This is a genomic window from Pantoea sp. ICBG 828 (genome assembly GCF_002928355.1).
Lineage (GTDB): Bacteria > Pseudomonadota > Gammaproteobacteria > Enterobacterales > Enterobacteriaceae > Pantoea > Pantoea dispersa.
Window position 1 is genome coordinate 85,842 of record NZ_POWN01000011.1, and the last position, 25,477, is coordinate 111,318.

Annotated in this window: 32 protein-coding genes; 25 read left to right on the plus strand and 7 right to left on the minus strand. The window is 56.6% G+C overall.

Annotated elements, in window-relative coordinates; genetic code table 11:
• Window positions 1-30 precede the first annotated feature (30 nt).
• Window positions 31-663, minus strand: a complete 633-nt coding sequence (crp, locus tag C1Y43_RS21175) for a cAMP-activated global transcriptional regulator CRP (protein ID WP_000242755.1) — start codon at window positions 661-663, stop codon at window positions 31-33.
• Between the two features lie 304 nt (window positions 664-967).
• Between crp and C1Y43_RS21180 the strand changes: the two genes are divergently transcribed.
• Window positions 968-1,372 (plus strand): OsmC family protein, encoded by a 405-nt coding sequence (locus C1Y43_RS21180; protein ID WP_021507440.1) that lies wholly within the window; start codon window positions 968-970, stop codon window positions 1,370-1,372.
• A gap of 70 nt (window positions 1,373-1,442) precedes the next feature.
• Here C1Y43_RS21180 and C1Y43_RS21185 read toward each other — a convergent pair whose 3' ends face one another.
• The 3 genes from C1Y43_RS21185 to C1Y43_RS21195 all read right to left on the minus strand — a co-directional run bounded on the left by C1Y43_RS21185 (window position 1,443) and on the right by C1Y43_RS21195 (window position 3,611).
• Window positions 1,443-2,312, minus strand: a complete 870-nt coding sequence (locus tag C1Y43_RS21185) for a phosphoribulokinase (RefSeq protein ID WP_021507441.1) — start codon at window positions 2,310-2,312, stop codon at window positions 1,443-1,445.
• A 61-nt stretch (window positions 2,313-2,373) separates the two neighbouring features.
• The gene (locus C1Y43_RS21190) at window positions 2,374-2,592 is read right to left on the minus strand and encodes a YheU family protein (protein ID WP_021507442.1); all 219 of its coding nucleotides are present in this window, start codon (window positions 2,590-2,592) and stop codon (window positions 2,374-2,376) included.
• A gap of 2 nt (window positions 2,593-2,594) precedes the next feature.
• Complete coding sequence (locus C1Y43_RS21195; RefSeq protein ID WP_058759291.1) at window positions 2,595-3,611, minus strand: hydrolase; 1,017 nt, start codon at window positions 3,609-3,611, stop codon at window positions 2,595-2,597.
• 60 nt (window positions 3,612-3,671) lie between these two features.
• Here C1Y43_RS21195 and C1Y43_RS21200 point away from each other — a divergent pair, with 60 nt between their 5' ends.
• Complete coding sequence (locus C1Y43_RS21200; protein WP_104189615.1) at window positions 3,672-4,274, plus strand: LysE family translocator; 603 nt, start codon at window positions 3,672-3,674, stop codon at window positions 4,272-4,274.
• A 1-nt stretch (window position 4,275) separates the two neighbouring features.
• Here the strand turns inward: C1Y43_RS21200 and C1Y43_RS21205 are convergent, their stop codons facing one another.
• Window positions 4,276-5,256, minus strand: coding sequence for a LacI family DNA-binding transcriptional regulator (locus C1Y43_RS21205; RefSeq protein WP_021507445.1), 981 nt, complete (start codon window positions 5,254-5,256; stop codon window positions 4,276-4,278).
• A 235-nt stretch (window positions 5,257-5,491) separates the two neighbouring features.
• Between C1Y43_RS21205 and tauA the strand changes: the two genes are divergently transcribed.
• Genes tauA through tauD form a run of 4 tightly spaced genes read left to right on the plus strand, consistent with a single transcriptional unit; the run spans window position 5,492 to window position 8,913 of the window.
• The gene (gene tauA, locus C1Y43_RS21210) at window positions 5,492-6,472 is read left to right on the plus strand and encodes a taurine ABC transporter substrate-binding protein (protein ID WP_104189641.1); all 981 of its coding nucleotides are present in this window, start codon (window positions 5,492-5,494) and stop codon (window positions 6,470-6,472) included.
• A 10-nt stretch (window positions 6,473-6,482) separates the two neighbouring features.
• Window positions 6,483-7,250 carry a taurine ABC transporter ATP-binding subunit gene (gene tauB / locus C1Y43_RS21215; protein WP_021507447.1) on the plus strand — a complete coding sequence of 256 codons (768 nt, stop codon included), beginning with the start codon at window positions 6,483-6,485 and terminating at the stop codon, window positions 7,248-7,250.
• Entirely contained in the window at window positions 7,247-8,077 is an 831-nt protein-coding gene (tauC, locus tag C1Y43_RS21220; RefSeq protein ID WP_021507448.1) for a taurine ABC transporter permease TauC, read from the plus strand. The genes tauB and tauC overlap by 4 nt, the downstream gene beginning before the upstream one ends.
• Entirely contained in the window at window positions 8,074-8,913 is an 840-nt protein-coding gene (gene tauD, locus C1Y43_RS21225; RefSeq protein WP_021507449.1) for a taurine dioxygenase, read from the plus strand. The genes tauC and tauD overlap by 4 nt, the downstream gene beginning before the upstream one ends.
• A gap of 164 nt (window positions 8,914-9,077) precedes the next feature.
• Here tauD and C1Y43_RS21230 read toward each other — a convergent pair whose 3' ends face one another.
• On the minus strand, window positions 9,078-10,982 hold the full coding sequence (locus tag C1Y43_RS21230; RefSeq protein ID WP_104189617.1) for an ABC transporter ATP-binding protein: 1,905 nt from the start codon (window positions 10,980-10,982) through the stop codon (window positions 9,078-9,080).
• Window positions 10,983-11,096: 114 nt separating this feature from the next.
• Here C1Y43_RS21230 and kefG point away from each other — a divergent pair, with 114 nt between their 5' ends.
• From kefG to slyD, 4 genes are all read left to right on the plus strand, one after another.
• Complete coding sequence (kefG, locus tag C1Y43_RS21235) at window positions 11,097-11,648, plus strand: glutathione-regulated potassium-efflux system ancillary protein KefG (RefSeq protein WP_021507451.1); 552 nt, start codon at window positions 11,097-11,099, stop codon at window positions 11,646-11,648.
• Window positions 11,648-13,450, plus strand: a complete 1,803-nt coding sequence (kefB, locus tag C1Y43_RS21240; protein WP_021507452.1) for a glutathione-regulated potassium-efflux system protein KefB — start codon at window positions 11,648-11,650, stop codon at window positions 13,448-13,450. Before kefG ends, kefB begins: the two co-directional genes overlap by 1 nt.
• A 44-nt stretch (window positions 13,451-13,494) precedes the next feature.
• Complete coding sequence (locus C1Y43_RS21245) at window positions 13,495-13,689, plus strand: YheV family putative zinc ribbon protein (RefSeq protein ID WP_021507453.1); 195 nt, start codon at window positions 13,495-13,497, stop codon at window positions 13,687-13,689.
• A gap of 195 nt (window positions 13,690-13,884) precedes the next feature.
• Complete coding sequence (gene slyD / locus C1Y43_RS21250) at window positions 13,885-14,448, plus strand: peptidylprolyl isomerase (protein ID WP_021507454.1); 564 nt, start codon at window positions 13,885-13,887, stop codon at window positions 14,446-14,448.
• Between the two features lie 55 nt (window positions 14,449-14,503).
• Here the strand turns inward: slyD and C1Y43_RS21255 are convergent, their stop codons facing one another.
• Window positions 14,504-14,722, minus strand: a complete 219-nt coding sequence (locus C1Y43_RS21255) for a SlyX family protein (RefSeq protein WP_010616434.1) — start codon at window positions 14,720-14,722, stop codon at window positions 14,504-14,506.
• Between the two features lie 280 nt (window positions 14,723-15,002).
• On the opposite strand from C1Y43_RS21255, the gene fkpA reads away from it, so the two are divergent.
• From fkpA to rplW, 15 genes are all read left to right on the plus strand, one after another.
• Window positions 15,003-15,833, plus strand: coding sequence for an FKBP-type peptidyl-prolyl cis-trans isomerase (fkpA, locus tag C1Y43_RS21260; RefSeq protein WP_021507456.1), 831 nt, complete (start codon window positions 15,003-15,005; stop codon window positions 15,831-15,833).
• Window positions 15,834-16,019: 186 nt separating this feature from the next.
• Entirely contained in the window at window positions 16,020-16,742 is a 723-nt protein-coding gene (locus C1Y43_RS21265; protein ID WP_104094141.1) for a transcriptional regulator, read from the plus strand.
• Window positions 16,742-17,128, plus strand: a complete 387-nt coding sequence (gene tusD, locus C1Y43_RS21270; RefSeq protein ID WP_021507458.1) for a sulfurtransferase complex subunit TusD — start codon at window positions 16,742-16,744, stop codon at window positions 17,126-17,128. Before C1Y43_RS21265 ends, tusD begins: the two co-directional genes overlap by 1 nt.
• Window positions 17,128-17,487 carry a sulfurtransferase complex subunit TusC gene (gene tusC, locus C1Y43_RS21275; RefSeq protein WP_021507459.1) on the plus strand — a complete coding sequence of 120 codons (360 nt, stop codon included), beginning with the start codon at window positions 17,128-17,130 and terminating at the stop codon, window positions 17,485-17,487. Before tusD ends, tusC begins: the two co-directional genes overlap by 1 nt.
• 9 nt (window positions 17,488-17,496) lie before the next feature.
• Window positions 17,497-17,784: a sulfurtransferase complex subunit TusB gene (gene tusB / locus C1Y43_RS21280; protein WP_058759912.1), complete on the plus strand. Its 288-nt coding sequence runs from the start codon at window positions 17,497-17,499 to the stop codon at window positions 17,782-17,784.
• A gap of 124 nt (window positions 17,785-17,908) precedes the next feature.
• Window positions 17,909-18,283 (plus strand): 30S ribosomal protein S12, encoded by a 375-nt coding sequence (gene rpsL, locus C1Y43_RS21285; protein ID WP_010616440.1) that lies wholly within the window; start codon window positions 17,909-17,911, stop codon window positions 18,281-18,283.
• Between the two features lie 96 nt (window positions 18,284-18,379).
• Complete coding sequence (gene rpsG / locus C1Y43_RS21290) at window positions 18,380-18,850, plus strand: 30S ribosomal protein S7 (protein ID WP_007886246.1); 471 nt, start codon at window positions 18,380-18,382, stop codon at window positions 18,848-18,850.
• Between the two features lie 93 nt (window positions 18,851-18,943).
• Window positions 18,944-21,058 (plus strand): elongation factor G, encoded by a 2,115-nt coding sequence (gene fusA, locus C1Y43_RS21295; protein ID WP_021507461.1) that lies wholly within the window; start codon window positions 18,944-18,946, stop codon window positions 21,056-21,058.
• Between the two features lie 69 nt (window positions 21,059-21,127).
• Window positions 21,128-22,312 carry an elongation factor Tu gene (gene tuf, locus C1Y43_RS21300; RefSeq protein WP_058770981.1) on the plus strand — a complete coding sequence of 395 codons (1,185 nt, stop codon included), beginning with the start codon at window positions 21,128-21,130 and terminating at the stop codon, window positions 22,310-22,312.
• A 176-nt stretch (window positions 22,313-22,488) separates the two neighbouring features.
• Complete coding sequence (gene bfd / locus C1Y43_RS21305) at window positions 22,489-22,683, plus strand: bacterioferritin-associated ferredoxin (RefSeq protein ID WP_058776567.1); 195 nt, start codon at window positions 22,489-22,491, stop codon at window positions 22,681-22,683.
• 103 nt (window positions 22,684-22,786) lie between these two features.
• Window positions 22,787-23,269, plus strand: coding sequence for a bacterioferritin (gene bfr / locus C1Y43_RS21310; RefSeq protein ID WP_021508213.1), 483 nt, complete (start codon window positions 22,787-22,789; stop codon window positions 23,267-23,269).
• A 306-nt stretch (window positions 23,270-23,575) separates the two neighbouring features.
• The gene (gene rpsJ / locus C1Y43_RS21315) at window positions 23,576-23,887 is read left to right on the plus strand and encodes a 30S ribosomal protein S10 (protein ID WP_006120582.1); all 312 of its coding nucleotides are present in this window, start codon (window positions 23,576-23,578) and stop codon (window positions 23,885-23,887) included.
• Between the two features lie 32 nt (window positions 23,888-23,919).
• Window positions 23,920-24,546 (plus strand): 50S ribosomal protein L3, encoded by a 627-nt coding sequence (gene rplC, locus C1Y43_RS21320; RefSeq protein WP_021508214.1) that lies wholly within the window; start codon window positions 23,920-23,922, stop codon window positions 24,544-24,546.
• Between the two features lie 10 nt (window positions 24,547-24,556).
• Entirely contained in the window at window positions 24,557-25,162 is a 606-nt protein-coding gene (rplD, locus tag C1Y43_RS21325) for a 50S ribosomal protein L4 (protein ID WP_021508215.1), read from the plus strand.
• Entirely contained in the window at window positions 25,159-25,461 is a 303-nt protein-coding gene (gene rplW, locus C1Y43_RS21330) for a 50S ribosomal protein L23 (RefSeq protein WP_010618574.1), read from the plus strand. The genes rplD and rplW overlap by 4 nt, the downstream gene beginning before the upstream one ends.
• Window positions 25,462-25,477 lie beyond the last annotated feature (16 nt).

The following is a 25,477-nucleotide window of genomic DNA, read 5'->3' on the forward strand; positions in this document are numbered from 1 at the left end:
TGTTGCCATCACGCCGTGGGTGAGAAGAAATCAGCGGGTGCCGTAAACGACGATGGTTTTGCCGTGTGCGGAGATCAGGTTCTGATCTTCCAGCATTTTCAGGATACGACCCACGGTTTCGCGTGAGCAGCCCACGATCTGACCAATCTCCTGACGGGTGATTTTAATCTGCATACCGTCCGGGTGCGTCATGGCATCAGGCTGTTTCGCCAGGTTGAGCAGCGTTTGCGCGATACGGCCGGTCACATCGAGGAAGGCAAGGTTGCCGACTTTTTCAGATGTTACCTGCAGGCGACGCGCCATCTGCGCCGACAGGCGCATTAAAATATCCGGATTGACCTGAATCAGCTGACGGAATTTTTTGTAGGAAATTTCAGCCACTTCGCAGGCGGTTTTCGCACGTACCCAGGCGCTACGCTCCTGGCCCTCTTCAAACAGGCCGAGCTCACCGATGAAATCCCCCTGATTGAGGTAGGAGAGAATCATCTCTTTGCCTTCTTCATCTTTAATCAGTACCGCGACGGAACCTTTCACGATGTAGTACAGCGTTTCCGCTTTCTCACCCTGATGGATGAGGGTGCTTTTGGATGGATATTTGTGAATATGGCAATGGGACAGGAACCATTCGAGTGTAGGGTCTGTTTGCGGTTTGCCGAGAACCATTCGCTATTATCCTCTGTTGTAATCGTGCCCAAAATACAGGGGGCAGTTTTCCCTGTCAGGCGGTGAAATCGTCCAGCGTTTCCCGTGAGGGACAGTTATTCGGGGGTGGATTCGTAAGCGATGCTTTTGATTCGTCCCGCTTTCGTCTTTCGTGACGAAAATATTTTCAGCACTGTTTGTAGCATAGCTTTTGCAACCTGTCTCCTGTTGTCTCGCTTCAGCAGGTGGGGGATGCGTCTGCATTGCTGTTTGTCAGGTGAAAGCGTACTCTGGCGGCAAAACCGCCGCTTCAGGAGAAAGAATAATGCAGGCACGAGTGAAATGGGTGGAAGGGCTGACCTTTCTCGGAGAATCCTCATCCGGTCATCAGGTATTAATGGACGGCAATTCCGGTGATAAAGCGCCCAGCCCGATGGAGATGGTGTTGATGGCTGCGGGCGGCTGCAGCGCGATTGACGTGGTGTCGATTCTGCAAAAGGGGCGCAACGATGTCGCCGATTGTGAAGTCAAACTGACCTCGGAACGCCGCGAAGAAGCGCCACGCATTTTTACGCATATCAATCTGCATTTTATTGTCAGCGGCAAAGCGCTGAGCGATAAAGCGGTGGCGCGCGCGGTGGATCTGTCCGCGGAGAAGTACTGCTCGGTCGCGATCATGCTGGGCAAGGGCGTCGAGATAACGCACAGCTACGAAGTGGTGGAGCTGTAATCCAGCCGGGAGCGCGGCCCTGCGCTCCCGATCTCAGCTCCTCCCGGCGAAACTGGCGCGTTAGCCTGCGCTATTCAATGCGTTTTCCTTCAATCAACCGCTGCACCAGCGGCGTCATGATCAACTCCATCGCCAGTCCCATCTTGCCGCCCGGCACCACCAGCGTATTCATGTGGGAAATAAACGAGCCCTGGATCATCGCCAGTAAATAAGGAAAAGCGATGCCCTCCAGGCCGCGAAAATGGATCACCACAAAGCTCTCATCCAGCGACGGGATCTCACGCGCGGCAAACGGGTTCGAGGTATCCACGGTCGGCACGCGCTGGAAGTTGAGGTGCGTGCGGGAAAACTGCGGCGTGATGTAGTTGATGTAGTCTTCCATCGAACGCACCACCGAATCCATCACCGCTTCGCGCGAATGGCCGCGCTCGCTGGTGTCGCGCACCAGTTTCTGAATCCACTCCAGATTAACAATCGGTACCACGCCAACCAGCAGATCGACATGTTCCGCCACGTTATGCTGCTGCGTCACCACGCCGCCGTGCAGGCCTTCATAGAACAGCACATCGGTGTTTTCCGGCAGCGGCTGCCAGGGTGTAAAGGTGCCCGGCACCTGATTCCACGGCACCGCTTCATCGTAGGTGTGCAGATATTTGCGCGACTGGCCGAGTCCGCTCTGGCCATAGTCGCGAAAAGTCTGCTCCAGCAGGCCGAAGTCGTTGGCTTCCGGGCCAAAGTAGCTGATGTGACGCCCGAGGTCGCGCGCCTTACGAATCGCCATGTCCATTTCCGGACGGGTATAGCGATGGAAACTGTCGCCTTCTACTTCCGCCGCGTGCAGATCCAGCTGCTGGAAAATTTTACGGAAGGCGAGACTGGTGGTGGTGGTTCCGGCGCCGCTGGAACCGGTAACGGCTATGACTGGATGCCTGGCTGACATAACAGCGCTCCCTGTGAAGTCCGGCGATGAGCATTGTTACCACGAATTGCCGCCTGACGCATCAGCCGCGAAATTCCCGCCGCGGCATAATATTGACCGATTCATGCAATTCTGACCACACCAGTACCACTTCGCCCTGCTCGAGCTGGCGGCGCACGTCGGCCACTTTCTGCGTCAGGCTGCGCTCCTGCTCGCCATAATCGGTGCCTTCACGCAGCACAAAACTTTCTATCAGGTTTTCCAGCGTTGTCGGGTCGAGTTCTTGCCAGGGAATAATCACAATTACATATCCAGATAAGTTGAGAGCCAGTCCGGCACGCGCTGCTCCAGCCACATTTTGGGTCGCAGCAGGCTGCCGCCCACGAAGCCGACGTGACCGCCTTGCTGCGTCAGCTGATACTCAATTGTGGCAGACAACTGCTGCGGCTGCGGGATCACCGCATCGGTCATGAAGGGATCGTCTTTCGCATGGATGATCAGCAGCGGCTTGCGCACGCCGGTCAGCAATGGCATGGCGCTGGCGCGCTGATAATAGTCGCGCGCATCAATAAACCCGTGGGCGCGGGCGGTAATCGCATCATCAAACTCACGCAGCCGGCGGAAGGCGCGCAGCTGCGTCAGATCGACCGGCAGCGTGCCCGGCCAGGCGCGCAGTTTGCGCGTGGCGTTTTTCTTCAGCTGGGTCAGCAGGTAGTGCTGATAAAAGCGTGAAAAGCCCACGTCCAGCTTCTGGCTGCACGGCTCCAGCGCCAGCGGCGCGGAAATGGCGACCGCGGCATCCAGCGGGGCCGACGTGCCCTGCAGCCCCAGCAGACAGGCCAGCATATTGCCGCCGAGCGAAACGCCGACCGCGGCAGTCGGCACCGTGCCCCATTCGCGCTGCAGCCAGTGCAGAAAATAGGTCGCATCTTCAGTTTCACCGGAGTGATAGATGCGCTGCAGACGGTTAGGCTCGCCGCTGCAGCCGCGGAAGTGCATGATCACCGCCAGCCAGCCGCGCGCCTGACACGCCTGCATTAGCCCATGGGCATACGGGCTGCGGAAACTGCCTTCCAGCCCGTGGAACAGCACCATGCGCGGCTTGTGACGTGCCTGTGCCGGATCTTCGCTCCACGCCAGATCGACGAAGTCGCCGTCTGGGAGATCGAGGCGCTGCCAGTGCGGGCGCAGCGTGACGCGCCGGCGCAGCAGGCGCGGCAGCAGCGTTTGCAGATGCGCATTGCCGAAGCCGCGCAGCGGGGTAAAGCGCTCGCCGCTCGGGCGATCAAAATAGCCTGGGATAGTACTTGTCTGATGCATAACTCGCTGATAGCTTCGATGGGTTGTTCGCTTTTCTGGGTGAGGAGCACCCGAATATACATGGAACTGAGTCTTTTTTTATCAATGCTGGGCTTTCTCTGGGTCGCGGCCATCACGCCAGGGCCCAATAATATGTTACTTACCGCCTCAGGTGCTAATTTTGGCTTCCTGCGCACCTTTCCACTGCTGATTGGTATCATGATTGGCATGCAGGTGATGTTGCTGATGGTGGCGTTTGGCATCGGCAGCCTGATTCTGCTCTATCCCTCACTGCATCTGGTACTGAAAGTGGCCGGTAGCCTCTATCTGCTGTGGCTGGCGTGGAAAATTGCCACCGCCGAATACGAAACGCTGGAGACCGACGATGCCAGCGTGAAGCAGATGCCTTTCTGGCAGGGCGGGTTACTGCAACTGATCAACCCGAAAGCCTGGCTGATGGCGCTGGGTGCGGTCGCCAGCTTCAGCCTTGCCGGCAGCGCCTATCTGCATTCCGTGGTGGCGATCAGCCTCGGCATGGCGCTGGTGAACGTGGTTTCCGGCGTGATCTGGATGGGTTTCGGCTCGCTGATTGGCCGGCTGCTGCGCAGTCCGCGCGCGTGGAAAATCTTCAACCTCGCCATGGGGTCGCTGACCGCAGCCTGCGTGCTGTTGATCTGGCACTGAGTCAGCTGGAGGCGCGCTCAATGCGCGTCCACGGCAGCACTTCATGCACCACGGCCGCCTGGCGCTGACGGATGCGCGCCAGCAGCAGCTGCACGCTGCGGGCACCCATCTGGTTCATCGGCTGGGCAATGGTGGTCAGCGGCGGGTTGATGCTGCTGGTGAACGGAATGCCGTCAAAGCCGACCACCGCCAGATCCTCCGGCACGCGCAGTCCGGCCTCCAGAGCAGCGTGAATCACGCCAACCGCCAGCACGTCCGATACCGCAAACACCGCATCCGGCCGCTCTGGCTGCGTTAGCAGTTCGCGCAGCGCCGCGCTGCCCGCTTCGCAGGAGATGTCGCTGGCGTAAGCGACGCCGTGCCAGTCAAGCCCCAGCTGCGTGATGGCGTCGCGATAGCCGCTTTCGCGCTGGTGCGAATAGAGATAGCGCATATCACAGTTGACCAGCGCAATGCGCTGACGCCCTTTGCCGGCCAGATAGTGCACCGTGTCATAGGCCGCCTGACGGTTATCGATGGTGACGCTTGAGGCGTTCACCGAGGGATCGTACTCCGCACACTGCACCCACGGCGCATCACCAATCAACTCTTTCAGTCCCTGCAGACAGGCCGCGGCGTCCATGGTGATCACCCCATCCACCACTTTGCCGGCCAGCAGTGCCAGATAGGCGGTTTCGCGCCGCAGCTGTGACGCGGAATTACATAACAGGATGTGATAGCCGTGCGCTTCGGCCTCCGCCTCGATGCCCTGCACCACCCGTGAACAGAACGGATTGGTGATATCGGAAATCAGCACCAGCAACATGTTGCTTTGCGCGGTACGCAGCTGGCGCGCCAGCAGGTTGGGCTGGTATTCGCACACATTAATTGCGGCCAGCACCCGTTTACGCGTATCTGGCCGGACGCCAGGATGCTGGTTTAACACCCGTGAAACCGTGGCTTTCGACACGCCCGCGAGGCGCGCAACTTTCTCAATCGACATGGAGGCCAGTACCGCTGTAAAAGGGGGAAAAAATCAAGACGAGATCAATACCACAGTCGGCATGTGAGCGCCTGACATATTTCTTCCACACCAGCGGTTTTGTATTTGCACTTTTTGCATAGCGTTACCCGATGTTGATCTAAGAACCGATTTTTATTAGGGATAATTTTTAATTCCTTTATGAAATCATTGCTGCTGGCGACACTGCCGTCACGACTCAACATTGGGGTGCATGATGATGGCAGTAACCAAAACAATAAGCGCGGTAGCAGCCGCGTTAGCGCTGATGACCTTTCAGGCGCAGGCGGTCAATGTGACCGTGGCTTATCAGACGTCGGCGGAACCGGCCAAAGTGGCGCAGGCTGACAATACCTTTGCCAAAGAGAGCGGTGCCACGGTTGACTGGCGCAAATTCGACAGCGGCGCCAGCGTCCTGCGTGCGTTAGCCTCGGGCGATGTGCAAATTGGCAACATTGGTTCCAGCCCGCTGGCGGTGGCCGCCACGCAGCAGCTGCCGATTGAAGCTTTCCTGCTGGCTTCACAGCTGGGCAATTCTGAAGCGCTGGTGGTGAAAAAAAGCATCAGCTCGCCCAAAGATTTGATCGGCAAACGCATTGCCGTTCCCTTCATCTCCACCACCCATTACAGCCTGCTGGCCGCGCTGAAACACTGGGGCATCAAACCCACCCAGGTGCAACTGGTTAATCTGCAGCCGCCGGCGATCATTGCTGCCTGGCAGCGCGGTGATATCGACGGCGCCTATGTCTGGGCGCCCGCCGTCAATGAACTGGAGAAAGACGGCAAGGTGCTGACCGACTCGTCGCAGGTCGGGCAGTGGGGCTCACCGACGCTCGACGTCTGGGTGGTGCGCAAGGATTTTGCCCGGCAGCATCCTGAAGTGGTCACCGCTTTCGCCCGCAGCGCGATTGCCGCGCAGCAGGCTTATATCGCCAACCCGGAACAGTGGCTGCAGCAACCGGATAACCTCAGCAAGCTGTCGCGCCTGAGCGGCGTGCCGGAAAGTGACGTCCCCGGACTGGTGAAAGGCAATACCTACCTGACGGCGCAGCAGCAGGTGGAACAGCTGGGCAAACCGGTCAACAAGGCGATTGTCGATACCGCACAGTTTCTGAAAGAGCAGGGCAAAGTGCCGGATGCCGCCAGTGACTACAGCAGCTTTGTCACCACGCGCTTTGTTGCCCCCTTAGCCAAATAACGGAGGCCTTATGCTCAGCATCACCCATCTCAACGCACGTTACGCCGGGCAACCGGCGCTGCAGGATATCAATCTGCAGCTGGCCAGCCGCGAATTACTGGTGGTGCTGGGGCCGTCCGGCTGTGGCAAAACCACGCTGCTGAACTTGATCGCCGGTTTTCTGCCGCTGGAGTCCGGCAGTATCACGCTGGATGGCAAGCCGGTACGCGGACCGGGCGCAGAGCGCGGCGTGGTCTTTCAGAACGAAGGGCTACTGCCGTGGCGTAACGTTATCGATAACGTGGCGTTCGGCCTGCAGCTGGCGGGTATGGCAAAAGCTGAACGGCACGCGATCGCTCGCCGTCTGATCCGTAAGGTCGGGCTCGAGGGCGCAGAAAAGCGTTTTATCTGGCAGCTCTCTGGGGGGCAGCGTCAGCGCGTGGGGATTGCCCGTGCGCTGGCCGCTGATCCGCAGCTGCTGCTGTTAGATGAGCCGTTCGGTGCGCTGGATGCCTTCACGCGCGAGCAGATGCAGACGCTGCTGCTGACGTTATGGCGCGATACCGGCAAGCAGATTCTGCTGATCACCCATGACATCGAAGAAGCCGTCTTTCTCGCCAGCGAACTGGTGCTGCTGTCGCCGGGTCCGGGTCGCGTAGTGGAACGCCTGAAGCTCGACTTTGGCCAGCGCTTCGCCGCGGGCGAGCCGTGCCGCAGCATTAAATCCGATCCGGCATTTATCGAACGACGTGAGTATGTCCTGAACCAGGTATTCGCGCAGCGGGAGGCGTTTGTATGAGTGCCGTTATTGATGACAAGCGCCGGACGTCCCGCGTTCGTCGCCTGCGCTGGCCCTTTTCCCGCCAGCTGTCGCTGAGCCTGCTGAGCGTGGCCGTGCTGCTGCTGCTGTGGTGGGGCGTGACCGCGCTGGGGCTGATTGCGCCCTTGTTCCTGCCGCCACCACAGCAGGTGCTGCATAAGCTGCTGGTTATTGCCGGTCCGCAGGGCTTTATGGATGCCACGCTATGGCAGCATCTTGGTGCCAGCCTGACGCGCATGCTGGTGGCGCTGTTCTTTGCCGCGCTGATCGGCATTCCGGTGGGCATTGCCATGGGGCTTAGCCCGGCGGTGCGCGGGCTGCTCGATCCGCTGATTGAACTCTATCGACCGGTACCGCCGCTGGCCTATTTGCCGCTGATGGTGATTTGGTTTGGCATTGGCGAAACCTCAAAGATTTTACTGATTTATCTGGCAATTTTCGCGCCGGTGACTTTATCCACCCTGGCCGGCGTGAAGAATACGCAGCAGGTGCGGATCCGTGCCGCTCAGGCGCTGGGGGCGACGCGCGGGCAGCTGCTGCGTTTTGTCATTCTGCCCGGAGCGTTGCCGGAGATTCTCACCGGCCTGCGCATCGGTCTTGGCGTGGGCTGGTCCACGCTGGTGGCGGCCGAACTGATTGCCGCGACGCGCGGGCTGGGCTTTATGGTGCAGTCAGCTGGGGAGTTTCTCGCCACCGATGTGGTGCTGGCGGGCATCGCGGTGATCGCCCTGATTGCCTTTAGTTTAGAACTGGGTTTACGTGCGCTACAGCGCCGACTGACGCCCTGGAATGGAGAACAGCAATGAACGAACGAGTGAATTTTACCGCGCTGGGTCCGTATATCGGGGCGCAGGTCAGCGATGTCGACCTCAGCCGTCCGCTGAGTGACGCGCAGTTTGAGCAGCTTTACCATGGTCTGTTGCGTCACCAGGTGCTGTTTCTGCGCGATCAGCGCATTACGCCGGAGCAGCAGCGCGCGCTGGCGATCCGCTTCGGCGATCTGCACATTCATCCGGTTTATCCGCATGCCGAAGGCGTGGAAGAGATTATCGTGCTGGATACGCATCAGGATAATCCGCCGGACAACGATAACTGGCATACCGACGTCACCTTTATTCAGACGCCGCCGGCGATCGCCATTCTGGCCTCAAAGCTGCTGCCGGAGAGCGGTGGCGATACGCTGTGGACCAGCGGGATTGCCGCTTACGAGGCGCTGTCAGAGCCGTTCAAACAGCTGCTGAGTGGCCTGCAGGCGGAGCACGATTTTAAGAAATCGTTCCAGGAGTATAAGTACCGTAAGACGGAAGAGGAGCATCAGCGCTGGCAGCAGGCCGTGGCGAAGCATCCGCCGGTGCAGCATCCGGTGATCCGCACCCATCCGGTGAGCGGACGCAAGGCGCTGTTTGTTAATGAAGGTTTTACCACCAGGCTGCTGGGCGTAAGCGAGAAGGAGAGTGAGGCGCTGCTGGGCTATCTGTTTGCGCACGCCACCAAGCCGGAGTTTCAGGTGCGCTGGCGCTGGCAGCCGAACGATGTGGCAATCTGGGATAACCGCGTGACGCAGCATTATGCCAACGCGGATTATTATCCGGCGCGACGCGTGATGCATCGCGCGACGGTGTTAGGGGATGTGCCGGTGTGATTTCGGAGCGTTGATTGCCCTCACCCCAACCCTCTCCCGCCAGCGGGAGAGGGGGCCGACCGTGCGTAGCAGGTAAGGCGGAGTTAGGTTTATTCCCTCTCCCTATGGGAGAGGGTCAGGGTGAGGGCATCATCGCGCACCCTCTATGACATCATCGCGTACCTTTACCCCGCGAGCATCTGCTCCAGCTGCTCCTGCGCCTCCAGCCACGCCATTTCGACCTCTTCCAGCGCCGATTTGCTCTCCGCCTGGCGCTGCAGGGCGGCGGTTAAATCGGCCTTACGGCTCTGCTCGTAAATGGCGCTGTCGGCCAGCTGTGCTTCGGCTTCGCTGAGCTGCGTCTGCCATTTGGCCATCTGCTTCTCCAGCTTTTCGATCTCTTTGCGCAGCGGCTGCGTCTGCGCGCGCAGCTCGGCGTCGCGGCGCTTCTGATCTTTGCGGGACTGCGCGCTGTTGGCGTTGTCCTGCTTCGGCGCGGCATCCTGCTGCGTTTCCTGCTTCTGCAGGTCGCTCAGCCACTGCTGATAATCATCCAGATCGCCCTCGAACACATCCACTTTGCGGTCGTGCACCAGGTAAAGATCGTCGGTGGTCGAACGCAGAAGATGACGATCGTGCGACACCACCACCAGTGCGCCTTCAAAGTCGATCAGCGCTTCGGTCAGCGCCTGGCGCATATCCAAATCGAGGTGGTTGGTCGGTTCGTCGAGCAGCAGCAGATTCGGCCGCTGCCAGACGATCAGCGCCAGCACCAGTCGCGCTTTCTCGCCGCCGGAGAAACGCTCGGTGGCTTCGCTGACTTTATCGCCCTGGAAACCAAAGCCGCCCAGGTAGTCACGCAGCTGCTGCTCCAGCGTTTTCGGGGCGATGCGCGCCAGATGCTGTAGCGGCGACTCATCGGCGCGCAGATACTCAAGCTGATGCTGCGCGAAGTAACCCAGCTTGATCCCTTTCGCCAGACCCACTTTGCCCGCCAGCGGCTCCAGCTCGCCCGCCAGCAGTTTGATCAGCGTGGATTTACCGGCGCCGTTACGCCCCAGCAGGCCGATGCGCGAACCCGGCACCAGGTTGAGTTTGATGGCATCCAGAATCACCCGCTCACCGTAACCCGCCGAAACCTGCTCCATTTTCAGGATCGGGTTAGGCAGGCTTTCTGGCGCGCGGAAGCTGAAGCTGAACGGGTTATCGACGTGCGCCGGGGCAATCAGCTCCATACGCTCCAGCATCTTGATGCGGCTCTGCGCCTGTTTGGCTTTGGTGGCCTGCGCGCGGAAGCGATCGATGTACTTTTGCAGGTGCGTGACTTTTTCCTGCTGGCTCTGGTACAGCGCCTGCTGCTGCGCCAGTTTGGCTACGCGCTGACGCTCGAACGAGCTGTAGTTGCCGGTGTATTCGAACATCGTCTGCTGTTCGATATGGATGATTTTGTCCACCACCGGGTCGAGGAAGTCGCGGTCGTGCGAGATCAGGATCAGCGTGCCGGTATAACTCTTCAGCCAGCGCTCCAGCCAGATCACCGCGTCGAGATCGAGGTGGTTGGTCGGTTCATCGAGCAGCAGCAGGTCGGAACGGCATACCAGCGCCTGAGCAAGGTTGAGACGCATACGCCAGCCGCCGGAGAAATCGCTCACCGGCCGCATTAATTGTTCCTGGCTGAAGCCCAATCCGTGCAGCAGACTGGCGGCGCGTGCGTGTATGCTCCACGCCTGAATAGCGTCCAGCTTGCCGTGCAGCAGCGCAATGGCGTTGCCATCGTCGCGCGCATTAGCTGCCGCTAATTCGGATTCGAGCTGACGATATTCGCGGTCACCGTCGATAACATATTCCAGCGCGGCTTTACTCAGCGCCGGGGTTTCCTGATTCACCCATGCCAGCGCCCAGTTGCCGGGAAAGGTGACGTTGCCGGCATCGCTGCTGATTTCACCCTTCAGCAGTGACAGCAGCGTGGATTTACCGCAGCCGTTTTTACCCACCAGGCCGACTTTTTGCCCCGGGTTAATGGTGGCCGTTGCGTTATCCAGCAGCACATTAGTGCCGCGACGGATTTGTAATGCGGAAAAGACAATCATAAGCGCCGTATCGTCAGAATATGTTAATTTATCGGCAACATAATTCGATAATGTTTGTTGCGTCGAGCATGGTAGCGGAATTCCGCCGCGGTGACGACGCTTTGGAGGGGAACGATGTCGCAGCCGCCCAAAATATTGCTGCTTTACGCCCATCCGGAATCACAGGATTCGATTGCTAATCGGGTTTTGCTGCAGTCGGCTATGGAACTGGACCACGTCACGGTGCACGATTTATACGCCCACTATCCGGATTTCTTTATTGATATTCATTACGAGCAGCAACTGCTGCGCGACCATCAAATCGTGGTGTTTCAGCATCCACTTTATACCTATAGCTGTCCGGCACTGCTGAAAGAGTGGCTGGATCGCGTGCTGTCGCGCGGCTTTGCCAGCGGCCAGGACGGTAATGCGCTGGAAGGTAAATACTGGCGCAGCGTGGTGACGACCGGTGAGCCGGAGACGGCGTATCACCACAGCGGCCTCAATCGCTACCCGATGAGCGACATTATGCGACCGTTTGAGCTGACGGCGCAGATGTGTCGCATGCACTGGCTGACGCCGATGGTGATTTACTGGGCGCGTCGTCAGACACCCGAGGTGCTGCGCAATTTTGCGCGCGCCTATGGCGACTGGCTGGCGTCACCGCTGCCGAACGGAGGAGTGTGATGCAAGGCGAAACGTTACTCACCGCCGGCGTGATTTATCTGGTGGCGGCGGTGCTGGTGGTGCCGATTGCCGCCCGGCTCGGCATTGGTGCGGTGCTGGGCTATCTGCTGGCCGGTATCGCCATTGGCCCGTGGGGGCTGGGCTTCATCAGCGATGTGGACGAGATTCTGCACTTCTCGGAGCTTGGCGTGGTGTTCCTGATGTTTATCATCGGGCTGGAGCTGAACCCGGCCAAGCTGTGGGCGCTGCGGCGCTCTATTTTTGGCGTCGGTGCCGCGCAGGTGCTGGTTTCGGCAGCGATCCTCGGCGTGCTGCTGTGGCTGACCGACTTCAGCTGGCAGGCCGCGGTGATTGGCGGTATCGGCCTGGCGATGTCCTCGACCGCCATGGCGCTGCAGCTGATGCGCGACAAAGGCATGAACCGTAGCGAAGCGGGGCAGCTGGGCTTCTCGGTGCTGCTGTTCCAGGACCTGGCGGTGATTCCGGCGCTGGCGCTGGTACCGCTGCTGGCCGGCAGCGACAGTGGCCATGTCGACTGGCTCAAGGTGGGCATGAAGGTGCTGGCATTCGCCGGTATGCTGGTGGGCGGACGCTATTTGCTGCGGCCGATTTTCCGTTTCATCGCCGCGTCCGGCGTGCGGGAAGTGTTTACCGCCGCCTCGCTGCTGCTGGTGCTCGGTTCGGCGCTGTTTATGGATGCGCTGGGCCTGTCGATGGCGCTGGGGACGTTCATCGCCGGTATTCTGCTGGCAGAGAGTGAGTATCGCCACGAACTGGAAGTTGCCATTGAGCCGTTTAAAGGGCTGCTGCTCGGGCTGTTCTTTATTTCGGTGGGCATGGCGCTCAACCTCGGCGTGCTTTATACCCACATCCTCGAAATTCTGATCGGCGTGGTGCTGCTGGTGGCGGTGAAAACGCTGGTGCTCTATGTGCTGGCGCGCATTTATGGCCTGCGCAGTTCGGAGCGTCTGCAGTTTGCCGGCGTGCTGAGTCAGGGCGGTGAATTCGCCTTCGTGCTGTTTTCGGCGGCGTCGTCGGCAAAACTGTTCAGCGGCGATCAGCTGCCGCTGCTGCTGGTCACGGTGACGCTGTCGATGATGACCACGCCGCTGCTGATGCAGGGCGTGGATAAGATTCTGGCGCGCCGCTTCAACGAACCGGAAGAGGACGGCGAAAAGCCGTTTGTCGAGGACGATCAGCCCCAGGTGATAGTGGTGGGCTTTGGCCGTTTTGGTCAGGTGGTCGGGCGTTTGCTGATGGCCAACAACAAGCGCATCACCGTGCTGGAGCGCGATATCTCTGCGGTCAGCCTGATGCGCAAATATGGCTACAAGGTTTACTATGGCGATGCCACTGAGCTCGAGCTGCTGCGTGCCGCCGGGGCGGAGAATGCGCAGTCGATTGTCATCACCTGTAACGATCCGGAAGATTCGATGACCATCGTGCACTTGTGCCAGCAGCACTTCCCGCAGCTGGAGATCCTGGCGCGGGCGCGCGGTCGTGTCGAGGCGCATGAGCTGCTGCAGGCGGGCGTCACGCTGTTCTCGCGTGAAACCTTCTCCAGCGCGCTGGAGTTAGGCCGCAAAGCGCTGATATCGCTGGGCATGCATCCGCATCAGGCGCAGCGCGCGCAGCAGCACTTCCGCCGGCTGGATATGCGCATGCTGCGTGAGCTGGTGCCGAGCCACGACGACAGCGTGCAGGTTTCACGCGTGCGTGAGGCGCGACGCGAGCTGGAGGACATTTTCCAGCGTGAAATGCAGCATGAAAAACGGCAGTTTGACGGCTGGGATGATGAGTAAGGCTACACTTAACGTATCCGTTCTGATAACGGGCAGGAAAGACTATGCGTAAACGTTTTATTGCTGGTGCGGTCTGTCCGCACTGTCAGGAGAAAGACACGCTGGCGATGTGGCGTGAAAACAATGTCGATGTGGTGGAGTGCGTGAAGTGCGGCCACCAGATGCGTGAGGCGGACAAGCAGGCGCGCGATCAGGTTCGCAGCACTGAGCAAGTGATTGGCATTTTTCATCCGGAGTAGCGCGATGGCGCAGCTTTTTTTAAGCTTAGCCTTACAGCGGTATTGAATTCCGCTACAATCGGCGCCATTAACGCTGAGCAGTATGGTCCAACAGCACTGTTGGCATCCTCAGTACTGAACCTTTCTGGTTGGTTATTGCACGCGAGAATAGACCAATGAGACGGGATTCTTTGTTCTCAACGGTTAGGAGATATCATGAAAGTAGCAAAAGACCTGGTGGTGAGCCTGGCGTATCAGGTTCGTACCGAAGACGGTGTGTTGGTTGACGAGTCACCGGTGAGTGCGCCGTTGGATTATCTGCACGGTCATGGTTCCCTGATTTCTGGTCTGGAAAAAGCGCTGGAAAATCACGCGGTCGGCGACAAGTTTGACGTGCATATCCCGGCAAACGACGCGTACGGCCAGTACGATGACAACCTGGTGCAGCGTGTACCGAAAGACGTGTTCATGGGCGTTGACGAGCTGCAGGTTGGCATGCGCTTCCTGGCAGAAACCGACCAGGGCCCGGTGCCGGTCGAGATCACCGAAGTGGAAGATGAGCACGTGGTGGTTGATGGTAACCACATGCTGGCGGGTCAGAACCTGAACTTCAATGTGGAAGTGGTTGCTATCCGTGAAGCCACGGAAGAAGAGATCGCTCACGGCCACGTTCATGGCGCTGACGGCCATCATCACGATCATGACCACGACCATGGTCACGATCATGAGCACGGTCACGGCGGCTGCGGCGGCCACGGTGGTTGCGGCTGCAACCACTAAGCGTAAAAAGGCCACCTGCGGGTGGCCTTTTTATTGGGCAGCAAAGCACGCGATATTAATAGTGCGGCGGCGGGGTCTCTTCCGCTTGCGAAGCGACCATGGACGGGGCGGCGGCCTTCACTTTATCCACCAGCAGACGCACCTGCTCACGCAGTTTACTCATTTCCAGCTCGTGCTGAACCACCGTCTGATTGAGCTGCTCAATGGTATGTTCCTGGAAAGCCAGCTTGCTCTCCAGCGCCTCAAGGCGTTGATCCCATTCTGGTTGTTGCATCATCACTCCTCCTGTCACGGTGCTGCGCGTTGATCTTGTCGGGCGTGATTCTACGGTCTTTCGTGTCAGAATCACCTGATATTTCACCTTCGTTCTGGCGTATGCATTGAATTCCCGCGTTGCGCCTATATCTCTGATGAAACTTCCTGAAGCAAAAAAGGTCGGAGGTTGACCGGGTAATTACACTGTGGGAGTGTTCGCCACTGCCACGTAAAGTTATAGTGTGGGCCACTGTCCGCAATGATTCCCGAGGTTTTGAAGCTTCGGTTTTGGAGAAAGGATGAAATCACTGTTTAAAGTCACATTGTTAGCTACCACCATGGCCGTCGCGCTGAATGCACCGCTGGCAATGGCAGCAGAAACCACTGCGGCACCGGCTGACGCAGCGCAGGCTGCGCCACAGGCGCCGAAAAATGCTGCCTTCAAAAACGAAGACCAGCAGTCAGCCTATGCGCTGGGCGCCTCCCTGGGTCGCTACATGGACAACTCTCTGAAGGAGCAGGAGAAACTGGGTATCAAACTGGACAAAGACCAGCTGATTGCCGGTGTTCAGGATGCGTTTGGCGGCAAGAGCAAGCTGTCTGACGAAGAGATCGAGCAGACGCTGCAGGCGTTTGAAGGCCGCGTGAAAGGGGCCGCTCAGGCGAAGATGGAAAAAGACGCGAAAGAGAATGCCGACAAAGGCACCGCTTACGCAGACAAGTTCGCCAAAGAGAAGGGCGTGAAGAAAACCGAATCTGGCCTGCTGTATCAGGTAGAGAAAGAGGGCAGCGGTGAAACCCCGAAAGACAGCGATACCGTGGTGGTTAACTACAAAGGTACGCTGATTGACGGCACCGAGTTCGACAACTCTTACACGCGCGGCGAGCCGCTGTCGTTCCGTCTGGACGGCGTAATCCCGGGCTGGACCGAAGGTCTGAAGCACGTGAAGAAAGGCGGTAAGATCAAGCTGGTGATCCCACCGAACCTGGCTTACGGCAAAAACGGCGTGCCGGGTATTCCGGCCAACTCAACGCTGGTGTTCGATGTTGAGCTGCTCGACATCAAGCCGGCGCCGAAAGCCGATGAGAAAGCGCAGGCTCCGGCCGCTGCTGACAAGAAAGCACAGTAAGCTGACTTGCACCGCCGCCTTCGGGCGGCGGTTTTGTTTTCGCTCATCCTGAATTTGCGGCGCGATGAGTAAAGCTCTGGCTAAAAACGGCGACATTTGCCAGACTAGCGCCTGCACAATGATCATAAGATGAGTCTGCCCCAATGCTGTCGAGACAGGCTCCAGCCATTTAGGGTAATGTCTTCGATGTCTAATCCATTCAATCCCGGCGAACTGACTGACTTCGATTTACTGGAGCAGCGTCCGTTCGAACAAGCAGACTACGATATTCTTAAATCCTACGAAGCGGTGGTCGACGGTCTGGCGATGCTGATTGGCTCGCACTGCGAAATCGTGCTGCACTCTCTGGAAGATCTTAAATGCTCCGCCGTGCGTATCGCCAATGGCGAACATACCGGCCGCAAAGTGGGTTCCCCAATTACCGATCTGGCGCTGCGCATGCTGCATGATATGCACGGCGCGGAGAGCAATGTGTCGCGCGCCTACTTCACGCGGGCCAAAAGTGGCGTGCTGATGAAGTCGGTAACCATTGCGATTCGTAACCGGCAGCAGCGGGTGATTGGTCTGCTGTGCATCAATATGAACCTGGACGTACCGTTTTCGCAAATTATGTCGACTTTCATGCCGCCAGAGACGCAGCAGGTGGATTCCAACGTCAACTTTGCCAGCTCGGTAGAGGATCTGGTCACCCAGACGCTGGAGTTCACTATTGAAGAGGTGAGCGCCGATCGCAACGTGTCGAATAACGCCAAGAATCGCCAGATCGTCCTCAATCTGTACGAGAAGGGCATTTTCGATATTAAGGACGCCATTAACCAGGTGGCCGATCGCCTCAATATTTCTAAGCACACCGTGTATCTGTATATCCGCCAGTTTAAGAGTGGCGATCTGCAGGGGCAGGAACGCTAATGCGCTACACGCTTCTGGTCACCGGGCCGGCTTACGGCACACAGCACGCCAGTAGCGCGCTGCTGTTTGCCCGTGCGCTGCTGGCGCAGGGACATCAGCTGGAAAGCGTGTTCTTTTACCGCGAAGGCGTACTGAATGCTAACCAGCTCAGCGCGCCGGCCAGCGATGAAGTGGACATGGTGCGCGCCTGGCAGCAGCTGCGCGACGACAGTGGCGCGGCGCTGAATATCTGTGTGGCAGCCGCGTTACGGCGCGGCGTGACCGATGCGCAGGAGGCGGCGCGCCTGCAGCTGGCGGGCAGCAATCTGCAGCCCGGATTTACCCTTAGCGGTTTGGGCGCACTGGCGGAAGCCGCGCTGAGCTGCGATCGCCTGGTGCAGTTCTGATGAACCGCGTGGCGTTTCTGTTTACGCAGGCTCCGCACGGCAGCAGTGCTGGCCGGGAAGGGCTGGATGCCGTGCTGGCGACCGGCGCGCTGAGCGAGGATATCGGCCTGTTCTTTATTGGCGACGGCGTGCTGCAGCTCAACCGCGATCAGCAGCCGGCGCAGATTCTGGCGCGTGACTATATTGCGACCTTTGGCGTGCTGGCGCTATACGACATCGATCGCTGCTATATCTGTCAGGCGTCACTGCTGGCACGTGGCCAGAGCCTCACGGCAGCGCGCGTGCTGGATGCGCAGCTGCTTGAACCTGCCGCGCTGCGCCAGACGCTGGCAACTTATGACCGTATCCTCCGTTTCTGAGAACTGACCATGCTCTACACCCTGCTGCACTCTCCCTGGCAATGCGATTTCGATAGCCTGCTGCTGCTGTTGCAGGAGGGCGATGACGTGCTGCTGTTACAGGATGGTGTGACGGCCGCGCTGGCAGGCAGTGAGAAGCTGCAGCAGCTGCTGGCATCGCCCGCCACGCTGTGGGTATTAGAAGAAGACGTGATGGCGCGCGGGCTGACTGCGCAAATTTCGACCAATGTGTCGCGTCTGAACTATACTGGTTTCGTTACGCTGACGACGAAGCATCCACAACAAGTGGCCTGGTGAAGGGTAAAACCTGGTTATTTCTTGACACCCTATGGGCACAGCCCTAAAATTCTGCCTCCTCGTAGTAATACGAGGCGATTTATTACGTGTTTACGAAGCAAAAGCTAAATCCAGGAGCTATTTAATGGCAACAGTTAACCAGCTGGTTCGCAAACCACGCGTTCGTCAGGTTGCTAAAAGCAACGTGCCGGCGCTGGAAGCTTGCCCGCAAAAACGTGGTGTTTGTACTCGTGTTTACACCACTACCCCGAAAAAACCAAACTCCGCACTGCGTAAAGTCTGCCGTGTGCGTTTGACTAACGGTTTTGAAGTCACCTCCTACATCGGCGGTGAAGGTCATAACCTGCAGGAGCACTCCGTGATCCTGATCCGTGGCGGTCGTGTAAAAGACCTGCCAGGTGTGCGTTACCACACCGTTCGTGGCGCGCTGGACTGCTCAGGTGTTAAAGACCGTAAGCAGGCTCGCTCCAAGTACGGCGTGAAGAAGCCAAAGGCTTAATGGTTCTCCGTTAAGTAAGGCCAAACGTTTTAACTTTAATGTCAAAATAAACTCGTAGAGTTTTGGACAATCCTGAATTAACAACGGAGTATTTCCATGCCACGTCGTCGCGTCATTGGTCAGCGTAAAATTCTGCCGGATCCTAAGTTCGGATCAGAGCTGCTGGCTAAATTTGTAAATATCCTGATGGTAGATGGTAAAAAATCTACTGCTGAATCAATCGTCTATACCGCACTTGATACCCTGGCTCAACGTGCTGGTAAAGATGGTCTGGAAGCTTTCGAAGTTGCACTCGAAAACGTACGTCCGACTGTCGAAGTTAAGTCACGTCGCGTTGGTGGTTCAACCTACCAGGTTCCAGTTGAAGTCCGTCCGGTTCGTCGTAATGCCCTGGCAATGCGTTGGATCGTAGAAGCTGCTCGTAAACGCGGTGATAAATCGATGGCTCTCCGCCTGGCGAACGAACTTTCTGACGCTGCAGAAAACAAAGGTACTGCAGTGAAGAAACGTGAAGACGTTCACCGTATGGCTGAAGCCAACAAGGCGTTCGCACACTACCGCTGGTAATCGCCACGTAGTTGTTGTTAAACCAGCGGGCGCTCATTCAGCCAACCCGCTGGGGTCGACTTACATTGAACGTCCGAGAATCAGAGGAATCAAATGGCTCGTACAACACCCATTGCGCGCTACCGTAACATCGGTATCAGCGCACACATTGACGCCGGTAAAACCACTACCACCGAGCGTATCCTGTTCTACACCGGTGTTAACCACAAAATCGGTGAAGTGCACGATGGCGCTGCAACCATGGACTGGATGGCGCAGGAGCAGGAGCGTGGTATTACCATCACCTCTGCAGCGACCACTGCGTTCTGGTCAGGTATGGCGAAGCAGTTTGAGCCGCACCGCATCAACATCATCGACACCCCGGGACACGTTGACTTCACCATCGAAGTAGAACGTTCTATGCGTGTGCTCGACGGCGCAGTAATGGTTTACTGTGCAGTAGGTGGCGTGCAGCCGCAGTCTGAAACCGTATGGCGTCAGGCAAACAAATATAAAGTTCCACGTATCGCGTTCGTTAACAAAATGGACCGTATGGGTGCGAACTTCCTGAAAGTTGTTGGTCAGATCGAATCACGTCTGGGCGCAACTCCGGTTCCACTGCAGCTGGCTATCGGCGCAGAAGAGAACTTCACCGGTGTTGTTGACCTGATCAAGATGAAAGAGATCAACTGGAACGACGCCGATCAGGGTACTACCTTCGTTTACGAAGATATCCGTGCTGAGTTGCAGGAACTGGCTGAAGAGTGGCGTGGCAAGCTGATTGAAGCAGCTGCTGAAGCTTCTGAAGAGCTGATGGAGAAATTCTTTAGCGGTGAAGAACTGTCTGAAGAAGAGATCAAATCTGCTCTGCGTAAGCGCGTACTGAACAACGAGATCATCCTCGTGACCTGTGGTTCTGCATTTAAGAACAAAGGTGTTCAGGCGATGCTGGATGCAGTCGTTGAATATCTGCCAGCACCAACTGACGTTCCGGCGATCAACGGTATCCTGGACGACGGTAAAGATACCCCGGCTGAGCGTCACGCAACTGACGACGAGCCGTTCTCTGCGCTGGCGTTCAAAATTGCCAACGACCCGTTCGTAGGTAACCTGACCTTCTTCCGCGTTTACTCGGGTGTGGTTAACTCGGGCGATACCGTACTGAACTCCGTGAAATCTGCACGTGAGCGTTTCGGTCGTATCGTTCAGATGCACGCCAACAAACGTGAAGAGATCAGCGAAGTTCGCGCAGGCGACATCGCTGCAGCAATCGGTCTGAAAGACGTGATCACCGGTGATACCCTGTGTGATCCATCTAACCCGATCATTCTGGAGCGTATGGAATTCCCTGAGCCGGTAATTTCTATCGCCGTTGAGCCGAAAACCAAAGCTGACCAGGAAAAAATGGGTCTGGCTCTGGGTCGTCTGGCGAAAGAAGACCCGTCATTCCGCGTATGGACTGACGAAGAGTCTAACCAGACCATCATCGCTGGTATGGGTGAGCTGCACCTCGACATCATCGTTGACCGCATGAAGCGTGAATTCAACGTTGAAGCGAACGTCGGTAAACCTCAGGTTGCTTACCGCGAAGCGATTCGCTCTAAAGTTACCGATATCGAAGGTAAACACGCCAAGCAGTCTGGTGGTCGTGGTCAGTACGGTCATGTTGTTATCGACATGTACCCACTGGAGCCGGGTTCGAATCCGAAAGGCTACGAATTTGTCAACGATATCAAAGGTGGTGTGATTCCTGGTGAATACATCCCTGCGGTTGATAAAGGTATCCAGGAGCAGCTGAAGTCTGGTCCACTGGCCGGTTACCCGGTAGTTGATCTGGGCGTGCGCCTGCACTTCGGTTCTTACCATGACGTTGACTCCTCTGAGCTGGCGTTTAAACTGGCCGCTTCTATCGCCTTCAAAGATGGCTTTAAGAAAGCACAGCCGGTTCTGCTTGAGCCAATCATGAAGGTTGAAGTAGAAACCCCAGAAGAGAACACCGGTGACGTTATCGGTGACCTGAGCCGCCGTCGTGGTATGCTGAAAGGTCAGGAATCTAACGCAACTGGCGTTCAGATTCACGCTGAAGTTCCGCTGTCTGAAATGTTCGGATACGCGACTCAGTTGCGTTCTCTGACCAAAGGCCGTGCTTCTTACTCCATGGAGTTCCTGAAGTACGATGATGCGCCGAACAACGTCGCTCAGGCCGTTATTGAAGCTCGTAGCAAATAAGGCTACGGTTTAAAAATTGTGAACTGATGCCTTCATCACTGATGAAGGCATAACGTAAGGATTATCGCCATGGCGAAAGAGCAATTTCAACGTAACAAACTGCACGTAAACGTGGGCACCATCGGTCACGTTGACCACGGTAAAACCACCCTGACTGCAGCCATCACCACCGTTCTGGCTAAAACCTACGGCGGCCAGGCTCGTGCATTCGATCAGATCGATAACGCGCCAGAAGAGAAGGCTCGTGGTATCACCATCAACACCTCTCACGTTGAATATGAAACCCCGACCCGTCACTACGCACACGTTGACTGCCCAGGCCACGCCGACTATGTGAAAAACATGATCACCGGTGCTGCGCAGATGGACGGCGCGATCCTGGTTGTTGCTGCGACTGATGGCCCAATGCCACAGACCCGTGAGCACATCCTGCTGGGTCGTCAGGTTGGCGTTCCTTACATCATCGTGTTCCTGAACAAGTGCGACATGGTTGATGACGAAGAGCTGCTGGAACTGGTTGAGATGGAAGTTCGCGATCTGCTGTCTCAGTACGACTTCCCAGGCGACGATACCCCAATCGTACGCGGTTCTGCGCTGAAAGCGCTGGAAGGCGACGCTGAGTGGGAAGCGAAAGTCGTTGAGCTGGCTGGTCACCTGGATACTTACATTCCAGATCCAGTACGTGCTATCGATCTGCCGTTCCTGCTGCCAATCGAAGACGTATTCTCAATCTCTGGCCGTGGTACCGTTGTTACCGGTCGTGTTGAGCGCGGCATCGTGAAAGTGGGCGACGAAGTAGAAATCGTTGGTATCAAAGCGACTGCTAAATCTACCTGTACCGGTGTTGAAATGTTCCGCAAACTGCTGGACCAGGGTCAGGCAGGCGAGAACTGTGGTGTTCTGCTGCGCGGTATCAAGCGTGAAGAGATCCAGCGTGGTCAGGTTCTGGCTAAGCCAGGTACCATCAAGCCACACACCAAGTTCGTATCAGAAGTGTACGTACTGTCTAAAGACGAAGGCGGCCGTCATACTCCGTTCTTCAAAGGCTACCGTCCACAGTTCTACTTCCGTACTACTGATGTGACCGGCAACATCGAACTGCCAGAAGGCGTTGAGATGGTAATGCCAGGCGACAACATCAAAATGACCGTTGAGCTGATCCACCCAATCGCGATGGACCAGGGTCTGCGTTTCGCAATCCGCGAAGGCGGCCGTACCGTTGGCGCGGGCGTTGTTGCTGAAGTTCTCGCTTAATTGCGTTAATAACGGTGGTAACTCCGGTTGCCACCGCAGCATGAAAAAGAGCACTTCGGTGCTCTTTTTTTTGCTTTGCATTGACCGGCACGCCTAATCCCACACAAAAGTTACGTTGAAATAAAAACCATTCTCATTTACACTTTGATCAGAAATTGTACTGGAGTGGGCTGTAAATGTACGTCTGTCTGTGTAATGCCGTAAGCGACCGAACCCTGCGTGAAGTTGTCCGCCGTTATCAACCCAAATCGATTCAGCAACTGCGCCAGCTGGTGCCTGTCGGCAAGCAGTGCGGCAAGTGTATTCGCGTGGCGCGCGAGATTATGGATGATGAAATGCAAAACGTGCCGCTTTACAAAGAGATAGCGTAACTACGCATCCGCTTCGCCTGAATAACCCCAAAAACTGTCGCGTTTTTTTGACTTCTTTTTATCCGCATCTACGCTCTATTTATCTGCAAGCGGAGGAAGCAAAATGAAGGGCGACGGCAAAATTATTACTCACCTCAATAAATTGCTGGGAAATGAACTGGTTGCAATCAATCAGTACTTTCTACATGCGCGCATGTTCAAAAACTGGGGCCTGATACGCCTCAACGATGTCGAATACCATGAATCCATTGATGAAATGAAACATGCGGACAAGTACATCGAACGCATTTTGTTTCTCGAAGGCATTCCTAATCTGCAGGATCTCGGCCGGCTGCGCATTGGTGAAGACGTACCGGAAATGCTGCAATCGGACCTGACGCTCGAACTGGAAGGGGCGAAAGACTTACGCGAAGCGATTGCGTACGCCGATAAAGTTCATGATTACGTCAGCCGCGACATGATGATCGAGATTCTGGCGGATGAAGAGCACCATATCGACTGGCTGGAAACTGAGCTCGACCTGATTCAGAAACTGGGTCTGCAAAACTATCTGCAGGCCCAGCTGAAAGAAGAGGGCGATAAGTAGCGTTTGCCGTGCCGTTCCATCTATCCATTGCAGCCCGCCCCGTGCGGGCTTTTTTACCGGCGCGCGCTTTTGCGGTTAAAAACGCAGCATGGGTTGCTTCCTGAACAGATTTGCGTATAATGCGCGGGCCTGCCGATATTGGTGTGGCGCGATTCGAGCAGAATCGCAGGCGATAGCGATTAGTGTATCGCCTGACAATACTCCCGATTGGGGAGTTATATGCTGAACGATTACACTCCCCCATCAATCGTAATGGGTGCGGGTAGTAATTTTTTTCGTTTATAAAATGTTTGGAGCCTTGGTCTCATGTCGAACCAAAGAATCCGTATCCGTCTTAAAGCGTTTGATCATCGCCTGATCGATCAATCAACCGCGGAAATCGTCGAGACTGCCAAGCGCACTGGTGCGCAGGTACGTGGTCCGATCCCGCTGCCGACTCGCAAAGAGCGCTTCACCGTTCTGATCTCTCCGCACGTTAACAAAGATGCGCGTGATCAGTACGAAATCCGCACTCACAAGCGTCTGGTAGACATCGTTGAGCCAACTGAAAAAACCGTTGATGCTCTGATGCGTCTGGATCTGGCTGCCGGTGTTGACGTGCAGATCAGCCTGGGTTAATCAGGTCATCGAGCGATTGAGAGGTTGATACAATGATTGGTTTAGTCGGTAAAAAAGTGGGCATGACGCGCATCTTCACTGAAGAAGGCGTTTCAATCCCAGTAACCGTAATCGAAGTTGAAGCAAACCGCGTTACCCAGGTCAAAGGTCTGGAAAACGATGGTTACCAGGCGATCCAGGTTACCACCGGTGCGAAAAAAGCAAACCGTGTTGGTAAGCCGGAAGCAGGTCATTTTGCTAAAGCTGGCGTTGAAGCTGGCCGTGGTCTGTGGGAATTCCGCACCGAAGGTGAAGAATACTCTGTTGGCCAGAGCATCAGTGTTGAAATTTTCGCTGACGTTAAAAAAGTAGACGTTACCGGTACCTCTAAAGGTAAAGGTTTCGCAGGTACCGTTAAGCGCTGGAACTTCCGTACCCAGGACGCTACACACGGTAACTCCTTGTCTCACCGCGTTCCGGGTTCTATCGGTCAGAACCAGACTCCGGGCAAAGTGTTCAAAGGCAAGAAAATGGCTGGTCAGCTGGGTAATGAGCGCGTAACCGTTCAGAGCCTGGAAGTAGTACGTGTTGACGCTGAGCGCAACCTGCTGCTGGTCAAAGGTGCTGTCCCGGGTGCAACCGGCAGCGACCTGATTGTTAAACCAGCTGTGAAGGCGTAAGGGGATAGCAATGGAATTAGTACTGAAAGACGCGCAGAGCGCGCTGACTGTTTCCGAAACTACCTTCGGTCGTGATTTCAACGAAGCGCTGGTTCACCAGGTTGTTGTTGCTTACGCTGCAGGTGCTCGTCAGGGTACTCGCGCGCAGAAAACTCGTGCTGAAGTAACTGGTTCAGGCAAAAAGCCATGGCGTCAGAAAGGCACCGGCCGTGCGCGTTCAGGTTCTATCAAGAGCCCGATCTGGCGTTCAGGTGGCGTGACCTTCGCTGCGCGTCCACAGGACCACAGTCAAAAAGTTAACAAAAAGATGTACCGCGGCGCGCTGAAAAGCATCCTGTCCGAGCTGGTACGTCAGGACCGTCTGATCGTTGTCGAGTCGTTCTCTGTTGAAGCGCCTAAAACTAAGCTGCTGGTACAGAAACTGAAAGACATGGCGCTGGAAGACGTGCTGATCATCACCGGTGAACTGGATGAGAATCTGTTCCTGGCTGCGCGTAACCTGTACAAGGTTGACGTGCGTGATGCAGCGGGTATCGACCCAGTTAGCCTGATCGCCTTCGACAAAGTCGTTATGACTGCAGAAGCAGTTAAGCAAGTTGAGGAGATGCTGGCATGATCCGTGAAGAACGTCTGCTGAAAGTACTGCGCGCGCCGCACGTATCTGAAAAAGCATCAACCGCGATGGAAAAAACCAATACCATCGTTCTCAAAGTTGCCAAAGACGCGACCAAAGCAGAGATCGTTGCTGCTGTTGAGAAACTGTTCGAAGTAGAAGTGAAAGACGTAAACACCCTGGTTGTTAAGGGTAAAGTTAAGCGTCACGGACAGCGTATCGGTCGTCGTAGCGACTGGAAAAAAGCTTACGTCACCCTGAAAGAAGGCCAGAACCTGGACTTCGTCGGCGGCGCTGAGTAAGTCGGAGGAGAAAGAC